Origin of the sequence: Acetomicrobium sp. S15 = DSM 107314, assembly GCF_016125955.1 — a bacterium.
Lineage (GTDB): Bacteria > Synergistota > Synergistia > Synergistales > Thermosynergistaceae > Thermosynergistes > Thermosynergistes pyruvativorans.
The window spans coordinates 169,593-183,138 of sequence record NZ_JADEVE010000415.1 but is presented as its reverse complement, the minus strand read 5'-3'; the positions used below and the strand labels follow the sequence as shown (position 1 = coordinate 183,138).

At 56.2% G+C, this 13,546-nt stretch carries 13 protein-coding genes and 1 other annotated feature; of the genes, 4 read left to right on the top strand and 9 right to left on the bottom strand.

The window, feature by feature from the left end:
• Window positions 1–21: 21 nt before the first annotated feature.
• The 3 genes from purD to EZM41_RS12870 are packed head-to-tail and all read left to right on the top strand — an operon-like array spanning window position 22 to window position 2,771.
• Window positions 22–1,317, top strand: a complete 1,296-nt coding sequence (gene purD, locus EZM41_RS12880) for a phosphoribosylamine--glycine ligase (protein ID WP_198471567.1) — start codon at window positions 22–24, stop codon at window positions 1,315–1,317.
• A complete protein-coding gene (gene purE / locus EZM41_RS12875; RefSeq protein WP_198471565.1) occupies window positions 1,314–1,829 on the top strand; it encodes a 5-(carboxyamino)imidazole ribonucleotide mutase in 516 nt (171 codons plus the stop codon). The genes purD and purE overlap by 4 nt, the downstream gene beginning before the upstream one ends.
• 39 nt (window positions 1,830–1,868) lie before the next feature.
• On the top strand, window positions 1,869–2,771 hold the full coding sequence (locus EZM41_RS12870; protein WP_198471564.1) for a TIGR01212 family radical SAM protein: 903 nt from the start codon (window positions 1,869–1,871) through the stop codon (window positions 2,769–2,771).
• Window positions 2,772–2,843: 72 nt separating this feature from the next.
• Here the strand turns inward: EZM41_RS12870 and EZM41_RS12865 are convergent, their stop codons facing one another.
• The 8 genes from EZM41_RS12865 to EZM41_RS12830 form a co-directional block, all read right to left on the bottom strand.
• Window positions 2,844–4,061, bottom strand: coding sequence for an argininosuccinate synthase (locus EZM41_RS12865; RefSeq protein WP_198471562.1), 1,218 nt, complete (start codon window positions 4,059–4,061; stop codon window positions 2,844–2,846).
• A 69-nt stretch (window positions 4,062–4,130) separates the two neighbouring features.
• Window positions 4,131–4,377, bottom strand: a binding site (T-box leader).
• Between the two features lie 156 nt (window positions 4,378–4,533).
• On the bottom strand, window positions 4,534–6,123 hold the full coding sequence (locus tag EZM41_RS12860; RefSeq protein WP_198471560.1) for an MBL fold metallo-hydrolase RNA specificity domain-containing protein: 1,590 nt from the start codon (window positions 6,121–6,123) through the stop codon (window positions 4,534–4,536).
• Between the two features lie 82 nt (window positions 6,124–6,205).
• Window positions 6,206–6,955 (bottom strand): hypothetical protein, encoded by a 750-nt coding sequence (locus EZM41_RS12855; RefSeq protein WP_198471558.1) that lies wholly within the window; start codon window positions 6,953–6,955, stop codon window positions 6,206–6,208.
• 155 nt (window positions 6,956–7,110) lie between these two features.
• Window positions 7,111–7,821: an ABC transporter ATP-binding protein gene (locus EZM41_RS12850; RefSeq protein ID WP_342449333.1), complete on the bottom strand. Its 711-nt coding sequence runs from the start codon at window positions 7,819–7,821 to the stop codon at window positions 7,111–7,113.
• The gene (locus tag EZM41_RS12845) at window positions 7,822–8,589 is read right to left on the bottom strand and encodes an ABC transporter ATP-binding protein (RefSeq protein WP_198471556.1); all 768 of its coding nucleotides are present in this window, start codon (window positions 8,587–8,589) and stop codon (window positions 7,822–7,824) included. It lies immediately after the preceding gene.
• Complete coding sequence (locus EZM41_RS12840) at window positions 8,586–9,437, bottom strand: branched-chain amino acid ABC transporter permease (RefSeq protein WP_198471554.1); 852 nt, start codon at window positions 9,435–9,437, stop codon at window positions 8,586–8,588. The genes EZM41_RS12845 and EZM41_RS12840 overlap by 4 nt, the downstream gene beginning before the upstream one ends.
• Before the next feature lies 1 nt (window position 9,438).
• Window positions 9,439–10,311 (bottom strand): ABC transporter permease subunit, encoded by an 873-nt coding sequence (locus EZM41_RS12835; RefSeq protein WP_198471552.1) that lies wholly within the window; start codon window positions 10,309–10,311, stop codon window positions 9,439–9,441.
• 40 nt (window positions 10,312–10,351) lie between these two features.
• Window positions 10,352–11,506 (bottom strand): ABC transporter substrate-binding protein, encoded by a 1,155-nt coding sequence (locus EZM41_RS12830; RefSeq protein ID WP_232619382.1) that lies wholly within the window; start codon window positions 11,504–11,506, stop codon window positions 10,352–10,354.
• 702 nt (window positions 11,507–12,208) lie between these two features.
• Between EZM41_RS12830 and EZM41_RS12825 the strand changes: the two genes are divergently transcribed.
• A complete protein-coding gene (locus EZM41_RS12825) occupies window positions 12,209–12,886 on the top strand; it encodes a sugar transferase (RefSeq protein ID WP_198471550.1) in 678 nt (225 codons plus the stop codon).
• 164 nt (window positions 12,887–13,050) lie between these two features.
• On the opposite strand, the gene EZM41_RS14245 is transcribed toward EZM41_RS12825, so the two are convergent.
• A complete protein-coding gene (locus EZM41_RS14245) occupies window positions 13,051–13,173 on the bottom strand; it encodes a hypothetical protein (RefSeq protein WP_269778910.1) in 123 nt (40 codons plus the stop codon).
• Window positions 13,174–13,546 lie beyond the last annotated feature (373 nt).

Below are 13,546 nucleotides of genomic sequence, written 5' to 3'. Positions count from 1 at the left end.
AAGCTTAAAGGAGGTAAAGCCGTGAAAGCCCTCATATTGGGAGGAGGCGCGAGGGAGCACGCCATCGCGTGGGCCCTCTCCCGCTCCAAGGCATTCGACGAAATCCACGCTGCGCCCGGCAACGGCGGCATCGCCGAGGTCGCCTACCTGCACGGGGCAAACCCCACAAAGGGCGATGATGTCTTGGCCTTGGCCAAAAAGATATCGGCAGACCTGGTCGTAGTGGGACCGGAAGCGCCCCTCATGACGGGCGTCCCGGACGCACTCAGGCGCGAGGGTATCCCCGTCTTCGGTCCGGGAATTGACGGGGCGCGCCTCGAGGGTAGCAAGGCTTTCGCCAAAACCTTCATGCTCGACGTCGGCATACCCACCCCCTCCTTTCACATATGCCGCACCGTGGCCGAAGCAAAAGAGGCGCTGTCCCTGCGTCACCCGCCCTTCGTCGTGAAGGCCGACGGTTTGGCCGCCGGCAAAGGGGCCTTCGTGGTAGAAGAGCTCGCCGAGGCGATGCGCCTGTGTCGTTCGCTTTTAGAGGAAGGGGCGTTGGGAGAAGCCGGCCGCACCGTTGTCGTCGAAGATTACATCGCGGGAAGAGAAATAACGGCGATGCTCCTGATAGATGGCAAAAATACGGGCCTGCTTCCCTTAAGCCAGGACCACAAGCGCGCCCTCGATGGTGACAAAGGGCCCAACACCGGTGGCATGGGCGCGTATGCCCCGGTTCCCTGGGCGAGCAAAGCCCTCATCGGGCGCATCGAAGAGATCGCCCATGGCACCGCTCGCGCGTTGAAAGCAAAAGGCATAGACTACCGAGGCGTCATATACCTCGGCCTAATGGTGGACCGTGACGAAAGGCCATGGGTCCTGGAATACAACGCGCGGTTCGGCGACCCGGAGGCGCAGGTGGTCTTGCCGATCTGCGACGTCGATTGGGGTGAGGTCATGCTATCGGTGGCAAAATCCGAGTCGTTAAACGCCATCAAGGCAAAGGACTGCGCCGTTGGAGTGGTGATGGCCTCCGGGGGCTATCCCGACCGTTACGACGTGGGCTTTGAGATAAGCGGCCTGGAGGAGGCCCGCAAGACAGAAGGGGTCCTGATCTTCCACGCCGGCACGAAAAGGGACGGCGAGAAGTTGGTCACGAGCGGTGGGCGGGTCTTGACCGTGGTCGGACTGGACTCGTCGCTCGAGGAGGCACGCGCCAAGGCATACAGAGGCGTATCTGCCATAGGCTTTGAAGGAGCGCATTACAGGCGCGACATAGCCTGGCAGGCGCTGTCGCCCAAAACACCAGGCAAAGGAGGAGATGCACGATGAGCGCCAAGGTGGGAATCGTCATCGGATCCAAATCCGACCTCGAGCGAGGAAAAGAGGCCGCAAAGCTGCTCGAGGAGCTGGCGATTCCTTACGAAATAACCATAGCTTCTGCTCACAGGACCCCCGACGATGTGGCATCTTACGCCAAGCGCGCTGCGGAGCGCGGGATAGGCGTAATAATCGCGATGGCTGGCCTCGCTGCTGCGCTTCCAGGCGCAATAGCCGCCTATACACTGATACCGGTGATAGGCGTTCCACTCGAGGCCGGAGCCTTAAAGGGGGTAGATGCGCTGCTTTCTGTGGCCCAAATGCCGCCCGGCGTGCCGGTGGCCGCGGTGGGCATAGGGGGGGTAAAAAACGCGGTGCTTATGGCCGCCCGCATACTGTCCCTGAGCGACGGAGCGTTGAGGGAGCGCCTCAACTCTTATGTGGCGCGGGCCAGCGGCGATGTGCAGAGCGCCCGCTCTTCTCTGGAAGGCCTCCCCGCAGCCCCCGACGAGGCATTTGACTGAGGCACTTACTTAAAGCATCCGGCTGACCGGGGCATTAACATGAAAACGTATCGCAGTTGGTCTTCTTACCTGCGGGAGAGGTTCGGCGAAAGAGTCCACAAGCTGTGCCTGGACCTCGGTGCAGGATGCCCCCACAGAGAGGGCCTCTCAAGGGGAGGATGCATCTTCTGCGACGAGCGAGGCGGCGGAAGCGGCGCGGCGCTGGCCGGCATACCGCTCGAGGAGCAGATAAAAAGCGGCGCGGCGGCCATCAGAGCGCGATATAAAGCGCAGGCCCTCATCCTTTACTTTCAAAGCTACTCCGCCACGAACCTCCCCTTAGACAGGCTTGCAGAAGAAGTGGAAAAAGCGATAAGGCTCACCGAAAGACACGCCAGGATCGTCGGATTGGCCTTCGGCACGAGGCCGGATCTCCTGCCCGAAGATGCGCTCGACTATTTCGACGACCTCGCCGGCGAGGGGCTCGACGTATGGGTCGAAATAGGCGTCCAGTCGTTGTCGGAAGAGAGCCTCCGCTGGCTAAGGCGCGGACATGACGTTAGCTGTGTAGAAGAAGCCGTAAAGCGCTGCCGTGACAGAAAGTTTTTCCTTTGCGCCCACCTCATCGCCGGCATACCAGGGGAAGACGATTTGCAACTGGCCAGGTCTGCCGCCGCGTTGGCCAGCTGGGGCGTCTGCGCGTTCAAATTTCACCCTCTGTACGTGCTCCGCGGGACGGCTCTGGAAGAGGAATACCGAGCCGGGCGATTTGCTCCGTTGACGCTCGACGAATATGCGGAGATCGTGGCATCGGCCATCGCGAGCTTGCCTGAGGGTGCGATCATCCAGCGCCTCACGGCCGATGCGAAGCCACCACGCCTCGTCGCCCCCCTGTGGGTGGCGGACAAAGCCCGCGCAGTGGCTCGCATAGAGCGGCGCCTATTGGCGCTAAGCGAGAGTTAATTTAGGAGATTAGATGCCCGGAAGAGGATTCTTCCGGGCACTTACGCAAAAGAAAGCTCAGCCTATCGTTTGCTACTTAGAGGCCTTGGCCGAAGGAGCAGGGTGTTTTTGCCTCCACGTCTTTATGGGCAGCCCCCATATGGTGATGAAGCCGACGGAGGCTTCATGATCGAAGGCGTCCCCTTCCGAGTAGGTCGCCAAATCAAGGCTGTAGAGCGATTCTGGCGACTTCAGGCCCACCACGACTGCCTGCCCCTTATAGAGCCTCACCCTCACATCGCCTGTCACATGCCCTTCAATATGGTCAAATAAGACATCGAGCGCCTCTTTCAAGGGAGAAAACCAATATCCCACATAGGCCAGTTCCGCGTATTTGCTCTCGAGTCCCGCCTTGGTCGACAAGACATCTTTGGACAGCGTCATGTTCTCGAGGGCTTTGTGTGCCTGGATCAGTGTAATAGCCGCAGGGCACTCGTAGACCTCTCGGCTCTTGAAGCCCACGAGCCGATCTTCTATCATGTCGACCCTGCCCACGCCGTGCTCCCCGGCTATGGCGTTCAGCTTCTGAATGAGATCCACGCCGTCCATCTTCTTTCCATCAAGTGCAACGGGGATACCCTTCTCAAAGGATATGATCACATACTCCGGTTTATCAGGCGCTTCCCACGGGTCCTTCGTCATAGTGAATGCGTCCGATAGCGGCTCGTTCCAGGGGTCCTCAAGAGGTCCGCACTCAATGGAGCGCCCCCAGAGGTTCTCGTCGACGCTGTAGATGCCGGAATCGGCGCGCGGCACGGGTATGCCGTGTTTGGTGGCGATCTCCAGCTCCTGCTCCCTCGTATAGTGCCAATCGCGCACGGGAGCAATTACCTCTATATCGGGCTTCAAGGCTTTGGCGCACACTTCGATGCGCACCTGATCCTGTCCCTTGCCCGTGCAGCCGTGAGCCACCGCCACGGCGCCTTCGGCCTCGGCGATCTCGACCAAATGAGCAGCTATGAGAGGGCGAGACAGAGCCGCGCTCAAGGGGTAAGCGCCTTGATACATCGCGTTGGCCTTAAGAGCTGGCCAAACGTAGTTCTCCACCAGCTCTTTTTTGAGATCCATCACGTAAGCCTTGACCGCGCCGGTCTTAAGCGCCTTCTCCTTGATGGCAGCCAGATCCACTGCGCCCTGCCCCACGTCGGCCGTAAACGTGATCACGTCATATCCCTGATCTTGGAGCCACTTCACCGCAACCGACGTGTCCAACCCACCGCTGTAAGCCAATACCACCTTTTCCTTTGCCATTTATACTCCCTCCTGCTTAACTATTTTGTGATCTTTTGTGTTCCCATTAAAAAAGCCCGCCCCTTCGTCAAAAGGGACGGGCTTTAACCCGCGGTGCCACCCTTGTTGGCAGATCTTAAGATTTTAAGGTCTGCCCACTCTCTTTTAGGTCTTTTTACGGAAGACCGCCCGGGCTCCTACTTGGCCTTGGCCTTTCTTCGGAAGCCGGCTCAGGGGCTCTATTCAGCTTTGTGCCAATTGAGGAACGCTTTCAGCCGCGGCGTTCCCTCTCTGTCAACGAGCCACAAAACCTACTCTTCCCCTTCATCGCCCTTCGTTAAAAAGAACGAACTCGGGAAGCTCAGGTCTTATTCGTCTGGCTCGTCTCAATCGGCCGCACAACGCCACTGCTCTTACCCCCAAAGCTATGTTAGAGCCAATTATACCATGCACCCTCCCCCTGTCAACCACCGGGGGTTCGACTGGCTTACGTTTAACGGGTTAAGAGCTTGGCGTTGGCGGTTTCAAGCAGGGTCTTCGCTGCCATTAAGAGGGGAAGCAGGTCGTCTAAATCCTCTGTGCCGTTCAATTGCCCAAGGAGGGACGCCACGAGCGAATTTACGTCCCGTAAAGCTTGCCGCGCATCGTCGCTGACCCTTTTCGTGGCGGTGGCCACGATGGGAATCTCCCTGCGTTCAGGCGCCAAGGCGATGGTATAACCCGCAACAGGCGCGAGGGCTTTAAAACCCGACTCCTCAAGCCCTGAGGCAAGCGATTCCGACGCCTTCGCTTCCCCGTGTGTGACCAAAAACAGAGGAGACGTTTTGAAGTTAGAGGCCCACGCAAGCAGATCGCCTCTGTCGGCGTGCGAGGAAAATCCGCCTACCGTGTGCACTTGACTTTTGACTTGCACCTCCTCGCCGGCAATGCGCAGATAAGACTCACCCTCCACTATGCGACGTCCCAGCGTGCCGGTAGCTTGATAGCCCACAAATATCACGTGGCTTTTGGGATCCCACAAACTATGTTTTAAATGGTGGACGATCCTTCCGCCATTAGCCATGCCGCTTCCCGCCAAGACTACAGCGTGGCGCACATCGTTGATGGCCCGCGACTCTTGTGGCGTGATCGCTTTTTTTAGCTGTTTCGGCGCAAAAGGGTCTCCACCTTTTAAAAGCCTCCCCTGAAGCTCAGCGGAGAGCAGAGAGGCATATTTGCGATAGATTTCCGTGGCTGTTACGCCCATTGGGGAATCTAAGTATATGGGAACGTTGTCTCGCAATACCCCCTCTTCCTGGAGGAGCAAAAGCTCGTACAGCACGCGCTGCGCCCTCTCTACGACAAACGTGGGGATTAAAACCTTCGAGCGATCGCCGAGGGCTTCTCCCATGATCGATGCGAATTCTTTTCGCGTTTCGGCGCAGCTTTTATGCCTGCGGTCGCCGTAGGTAGACTCGATCACCACAAAATGAGCGTCTTCGACGACGGCAGGGTCGCGCTCGAGGACGGATTCCTGCTGCCCGAGGTCTCCAGAAAATACGACCTTGACCTCTTCGTCGTTCTCCTTGAGCCACACCTCCAGTATGGCGCTGCCTAACATATGCCCCGCGTCTCGAAAGCGAACGCGAATTCCTGGCGCTACGTCGAAGACGTCGTCATAGGTAGTGGGTTGAAACAAAACCATCGCCTGATCTACATCCGCTTCGTCATACAGAGGGAATACGGCAGGGAGGCCGCGGCGGCGGTTTTTCCTGGTGCGCCATTCCGCTTCCTCCTTCATAAGGCGAGTGGAATCGCGCCACAAGACATCGCACAGCTCCACCGTGGGTGATGTGGCGTATATACGACCGTGGAAGCCGCGTTTTACCAAGAGTGGGATGCGACCCGAATGGTCGAGGTGTGCGTGGGTCAAAAGCACGGCGTCGATACCGATCGGATCAAATGGGAAAGTTTCGGCGTTGCGCCTGTCCTCGTCTCTGCCCTGAAAGGTGCCGCAATCGACCAAAACATGGCTCGCACCGGCTTCCAGCAGGTAAAGCGAACCGGTCACCTCGCCGGCTGCCCCTAAAATTTTGAGCTGCAATCGTCCCACTCCTTTTGATATCCAGGATGCCTGCGGATCTACATTATGTCGACTAAGTTATGCCAACTAATTAAGGATAGTTTTACTTGGAGAAAGCCTCCGGGTTTACGATGTCCATGTAATCGCCGGACATCGTCATCGCCAGAACCCCGCGCTTGGTGGCGGCATTTATCACGTCCTCACCCAAGCTCAAGGAGGCGATGATCCCCTGAAGGCACTTGCCCTCGAGCAGCGGTATCAGGCGAGCGGCCTTAGGAAGTATCCTTTCGATGAAGTTTTCAAGGTGAGCAAACTTATATGTGGACTTTACGTCCACCACAAAGCCCCGGTCGCCGCAGATGGCCACCACGTCGAACTCCTGCTTGCTGCCGGTCTCGGGGTCCTTGATCGACACATTGTGAGTGATGATATCCACCTCGAGGTCGAAGCGGCGCTTCAGGGCAAAGGGCAGTCCAGGATATACGATGTCTTCCACCAGAGTGCCCATTTTGTTGGCCAGCTCTCCCCAGCGGCGATTCATCTCATTCTTAAACGTGCGCATTTCGTCCTTGAATGCCAGCATTTCGTCCTTGAAGGTGCGCATCTCGTTCTTGAATGCCAGCATTTCGTCCTTCAAGGTGCGCATTTCGTCTTTGAAATCCTTCATTTCATCTTTGAAGGCATGCATCTCGTCTTTGAAGGCCAGCATTTCGTCCCTGAAGAGTCGCATCTCAAGCTTCAGTTGCTGGGTATCCAAGATCGAGGCTTCCATCAGTTTTTCCAGCTTCGCGAGCCTGAGCTCATGTTCTTTTCTGGTTTCCTGGAGTTCCTGCACGTCCTGCAATACGCTCATGGGAGCACCCCCTCTTGCAATTTCATTTTAGCACATAAAGTGAATGTGGATGTGAGAGTGGATGAGTAGTGATTAGTGATGAGTGATGAGTGATGAGTGATGAGTGAGGAGTGAGGAGTGAGGAGTGATGAATGATGAGTGATGCGGAAGCCGGGTTAGGCGAGCTCGCCGAGGTAGGCCTTGCGCACAACGGGATCGCCCAAAAGGTCTTTGCCTGGGCCCTCCATGATGATGGCGCCCACTTCCAGCACATAGGCCCTGTCGGAGATCTCCAGAGCCCTATCGGCGTTCTGCTCCACCATAAGGATGGTCATGCCTGACTCCCTCAGGGCGACGATGGCGTCCATAAGGCGATCTACCAAGATGGGAGCCAGCCCCAAAGACGGCTCGTCCAAAAGCATCATGCGCGGTGAACTCATGAGTGCCCTCGCTATGGCGAGCATCTGCTGCTCTCCGCCTGAGAGCGTCCCGGCTATCTGATTCAGTCTCCCTTTGAGGACCGGAAAGAGCTCAAAAGCCCGCTCCATGTCGCGCTTTATGCCCTCGGCGTCTTTTCTCATGTATGCCCCCATGACGAGATTTTCGCTCACCGTGAGCGCGCCGAAGAGCCTTCTGCGTTCTGGCACCAGGCACATGCCGCTGTGCACGACTTCGTGGGGCTTCTCCGGGAGCGGGAGGCCCAAAAAGAATATCTTTCCAGACGAGGGTTTCAAGACGCGAGCCAGCGTCCACATTATGGTCGACTTGCCGGCTCCGTTCGCCCCTACAATGGAGACGATCTCCTTTTCTTCCACATAAAACGAAACGCCCCTGACGGCGTGGATCTTACCGTAATGCACGTGGAGGTCTTTCGCCGACAGCATCATTTACGCCCTCCTCCCTAAGTAAGCCGAAAGCACCCTCTCGTCCCTTCTAACCTCTTCCGGCCTACCCTGAGCGATGACGGCGCCGAAGTTCATGACCAGGATTCTGGAACAGAGCCTCATCACCACATCCATGTGATGCTCTATGAGCATCACTGTCAGGGAAAATTTGCCGTGGATCTCGCGGACGAGCCCGGAAAGCGCCCTCGCTTCTTCCGGGTTCATGCCGGCAGCCGGTTCATCCAGAAGCAGAAGCGTCGGCTTTGTGGCAAGGGCACGGGCTATCTCGAGCTTCCTCTGAAGCCCGTAAGGCAAAGATGAAGCCTTTTGATGAGAAAAGGAGGAAAGCCCAACCGCCTCAAGAAGGGAAAATGCCTCTTCCTCAGACTCTTTCTCGCACCTTCGCACAGCACGTGTGCGCAAAAGCGAAGGCCATACGCCGTAACGCTTTCGCTGCAAGAGCGGCGTCATCACGTTTGCGAGGCATGTCAGGTTGGAGAAGAGCCTGATGTTCTGAAAGGTGCGGGCAATCCCCATCCTCACGATCTCGTCAGGTCTCTTATCGTTCAATGCCACGCCGCGGAATGAAAGCGAACCGCCGTCGGGCGGGTAGACTCCAGTTATGACGTTAAAAATCGTCGTCTTGCCGGCTCCGTTCGGCCCTATTATGCCCAATATTTCCCCCTCTTCTACGTCAAAGGAGGCGTCGGAAGCCGCCACAATGCCGCCGAAACGCTTGCTGACTCCCTTAAGGGACAGGACCTCCGTCAATGGTCCTCACCTGCCGGCCTTTTGAACAGGCGAGAGATCTCCTGGTGTCCTAAAAGCCCCTGGGGCCGGAAAAGCATGATGAGCACGAGTATCAGGCCGTAGGCCACGAGACGCCACATCTGGGCCACCCGCAGAGCCTCGGGCAGCGCTATAAAGAGAAATGAGGCCACAAGCGGCCCCGATATGCTCCCGAGCCCTCCCGCTATAACGGCCGCCAGTATCTGCGTCGATTGGACGAGGGTGAACATTACGGGCTGGATGAAGGAAAGATAATGGGCCAAAAGTCCCCCCGAGAGGCCACAATATGCGGCGCTCAAGGCCAAGGACAACAGGCGCGTCCTGAAGAGGTGTATCCCCGACATTTCGGCCGCCACAGGATCCTCACGGACGGCTATACAGGCGGCGCCATATCGGGACTGCAGGAAGTTTCTGGCCACGATTACGCATAGGCCCAGGCACAATACCACGACGGGGAGAGTGGTATAAGGCGCAATCCCGGGGAGCCCTCTGGCCCCGTTAGTTATGGAGAGGTTTTCCAAGATCACCCGCAACGCCTCGCCAAAACCCAAAATGGCGATGGCGAAGTAGTCGCTGCGCAGGCGCGCCCTCAGCGTGGGTATGCCTATGATGAGACTGGCAGCCGAAGAGGCGGCGACGCCGCAGGCGAGGGCCAAAGGGAAAGGGACGCCGTAATAGTACGTAAGTATGGCCGAGACATAAGCCCCTATCCCCATGAAAGCCGCGTGCCCGAAGGAAAAGAGCCCTGTAAAGCCCGTGAATATTGCGAGGCCCAAGACAGCGATCATGTTTATACAGGCGAGGGTCGTTATGGAGAGGATGTAGCTCATTTTAAACCCTCTCCTCCATGCTCTTCCCGAAGAGGCCGTTCGGCATGCACACGAGGAGCGCTACGAGGATGGTAAAACTGAAGACGTCGCGGAGGACGCTCGACACATAGGCAGATATGAACGTCTCCACTACGCCCAGGATGACGCCGCCCACGATGGCGCCCAAGAGGCTCCCCAAGCCGCCGATGACGGCGGCGATGTAGGCCTTGTTCGTGATCCACCCCATCGTCGGGTAGACGAGATACCGTACCCCCATGAACGTCCCCGCCAAACCCCCAAGGGCCCCCGCCAGCAAGAAAACGAGGGCCACGAGCCTATCTGTGTCCACCCCCATGAGGGAACACATAGTCATATCGCAGACGCCGGCCCTTACGGCTATCCCGGTGCGAGAGCGGGCCAAAAAGAGCCCCAAAGCCCCTATCGCTAAGAGCGAAAAGGCGAGAGCAAAGAGGTCCATCACGCTCACAGAGGAGCCCAAAAACGTGACCACTCGGCGGGTGAAAAATTCTGGGAAGGCGTAGAAGCGCGAGCCTATGGTCACATAGACCATGTTCTCCAGAAAGACAGAGCACCCCATGGCCGAGATCATGAGGTAAAGGGAGGGGGCGTTCCTGTGACGAAGCTTCCGATAGGCGAGGCGCTCGTTCAGCACAGCGAGCAGTCCGCCTCCGGCCATGGCGCCGGCCACGACAAAGCCCAACTTCAGGCCGAACTTCGACGCCAGGCCCAAGCCCATGTAAGCCCCTAACATTATGACGGAGCCATGGGCAAAGTTGCTGAAGTTCAGGATGCTGAATATGAGCGAATAGCCCACGGCCATGAGCGCGTATATACCGCCTACAGAAAGCCCGGTGAAAAGCGTTTGAAGGAACACCCTCGCCCCTACCCCTCCGTCAAAAGTTCAAAGTGTCCCGCTAATCTCCGGGCTCGTATTTTTTAACGAAGACGAAGGCATGGGCCTTGGTGTCCACCTTTTGGATCACAGCGGGTTTGTTCAACGGGTTGTGATCCTCAGGGTTCACCGTGATCTTGCCGCTCACCACGGGTAGGTCCCGCGTTTCTTCCAAAGCCTTCGCTATCGCCGTTCCGTCGGTGGAGCCGGCCCTCTTTATGGCGTCGACGAGCATATATATGGCGTCCCCCGCCATGACAGGGTTGGGAAGGACCGGGTCCTCACCGTAAGCGGCGCGATATTCAGCCACAAAGCCCTGGATGTCGGGGTCTGAAAGGTCAGTTAAGTTGACGAAGTAGCCTCCGTCTATGGCGCTTCCACCCAGGTCTATGAGGTCTGGGCTTCCCCAGTTATCGGTGCCCAAAAGCGTGGCCGTTATCCCCAGATCGCGCGCCTGGCGGGCCGCCATGGCGGCTTCCTTCTGCGTGGTGGGCAAAAATAGCACATCGGGAGAAAGCCCCTTTATCTTCCCGAGCTGTGCTCTGTAATCGAGCTCCTCGCTTCGGAAGGCTTCCTTGGCTACGACCTCTCCCCCTTTGGCGGTGAAGGCCTCCTCGAAATACTTGGCAAGCCACTGACCGTAGTCGGACCCCACATCGTAGAGCACGGCAGCCTTCTTAGCCCCCAAGTCTGTGTAAGCAAATTGGGCCGCCACAGTCCCCTGGAATGGGTCTATAAAGCATGGCCTGAAGGCGAAGGGGCGAACCTTCCCTGTGTCTTTGTCTATGGTCACATAGGGATTCGTGGCGGTGGTTACGATCATGGGAATCTTCGCCCTCTCTAAGATCGGAGCTGTGGCTATGGAGTTTCCGCTCTGAGCCGGCCCTATAACGGCCACGACGCCATCGTTGACGAGGCGGCGCGCCACGTTGACGGACTCCACGGGATCGTTCCTGTTATCGTAACTGACGAGCACGATTTTCTTGCCGAGCACACCGCCGTCTTTGTTTATCTTACCTATCAGAAGCTCCAGTGCATTCTTTTCCGATTGCCCCCACATGGAAGCACCGCCGGTGAGGGAGACCGTATGTCCCACCTTGATGACATCCTCTGCGGCCTGCGCAGCCGTCGCCAATAACGCAATACACGACAAAACCGCTAACGCTCTTCTCATCATCTTCACTCCCCCTGGGGTCAGGTCTTTACTTTTTGTGTTTTTCTTCTTCACTTATTCAGCGCCTGTTCGGCAACACGTCTGGAATGTCACTTACACATCTGCCAAGGTATAACCACAAACGCAAACAGTGTAACGGATATTTTTAGTTTCCGGCCTTGTTATCGCCTCCTCCGCCAAAAGCCTTCCCGAAGCAAGACAGACGGCCTGCCTTTCGCGCTCTCGTACCTCTTAAGCCTTCTATCCCGCTCCTCTATAATAGGCTTTACGGCCTCGACGAATTTGTCGGTGCTCAATAGTATACCGCAGTATACCGCTTTTTGGGGTTTCCCCGGGGGCCTAACGGCGGTCGTATTTTTTCTGCAAACGTTCGGCACCCCAAAGGGGTTGTTTTAGATTTCTCAAGTTGCGGCGGGAGTGCTGCTGGCAAAAACAGACAACAGGATATCAAAAGTGAAGGTTAACCGCCAAGAGCAGGCCTTGCTCTTGTATTTAACGTAGAATATCACAACGTGGGAAACAGGCAGAAAGTGGCGCTTCGCGCGATCTCGGCATACGGGTCTGCACCGGAAGTCGGATATAAGAACAACATCTTCCGCCTCGTTTATATTATAATAAATATGGTTTCTTTCAAACCCGTCTGTGTGGTATCACACGATAAGCCGAAAACAGGACTTCGACCCTCGAACCGGAGCGGAGGTTGCGATGGAAAAACAAAGAGAAGACCGAACTTTGATGGCACAAGGCGCGGCGCAACGAGAACCAGATGTTGCACCGTATGCGCTATCGCTGACAAAGAGGGCGATGGATATACTCCTCGCAACAGCGGGCCTTATCATATCCTCGCCGCTGTGGTTGATTATAGCCATCGCCATAATATTAGACGACGGACTGCCGGTGCTTTACACTCAAGAGAGAGTTGGCTTAAACGGGCGTATCTTCAAGCTGTACAAGTTCCGCTCTATGGTGCGCAACGCCGAAGGGCTCACCGGACCGGTCTTGGCCAATTCAGACGATCCCAGGGTCACGCGCGTGGGGCGTTTCCTGCGCAGGACCGCTTTGGACGAGCTGCCGCAGCTTCTAAACATATTCCTTGGGGACTTGAGCTTCGTAGGTCCACGCCCCGAGCGACCAGAATTCGTAAGGGAATTCGTCCAAAGACACCCCGAGTACGAAAAGCGCCACGCTATACGCCCCGGCCTCACAGGTTTAGCCCAGATCTTCGGACACTACGAAAGCCCGCCCGAGGAGAAGCTCGCCTTCGACCTAAAATACATGCGAGAGGCCACGCTATGGACCGATATAAAGCTCATAGCCAAGTCCTTCGCCATTACCTTCGCGGGAAAGTGGCAGGAGCGCCAAAGCCATGCAAAACCCAAATAACCCCGGAATTTACCATTACAAAAGAGGGAGCAGAGGCGAAAAAACATAAAAAAAATAAAGGCCATGCTGCAAGCTCTACACTTGATATTATAATGTTTATCGGAGACGAGAAGAAGCTTTAGAAGAATTTTAAACTTGAAGAGGCATTTTCAGGCACAAGTGTCCTATTCGGCGATCCTCGCCAAATCCTCTAAGGAAATCATTTTAAGCTCTTCAAATGCTCTAAAAGAAGGTCCCCGCCTCAAGATTATCGAACTTAAAGTAGTCCTCGAAGGCTTCTTGTTCATGAAGCCTTCCCTCCTGGATCATCTTGTCAAACTCCTGAACATCAGGCACACCATATTTCTTGGCCAAAAGGAATAACTCAGCTTCAACGACCTTCAGCCTACGCTTTAAAAACACCTCTAAGCTTTCTTTAATCAGCGCAAATCAGTGATAAGTGATGAGTGATGAGTGAAGCGTGAGGCGTTGGTTGTAAAGCAAAAAAGAAGTGAAATGTAAGAGACAAGACGAATAAAGTTAACAAAGACTAAGAAACGCCAAAAACAAAGGCCTGACCCCCAAGAGCGGTGAGGGTGGATGTGAAAGTGAGTGATCAGTGATGAGTGAAGAGTGATGAGTGAAGAGTGCAAAATACGAGAAGCAAGACAAAAAATTAGT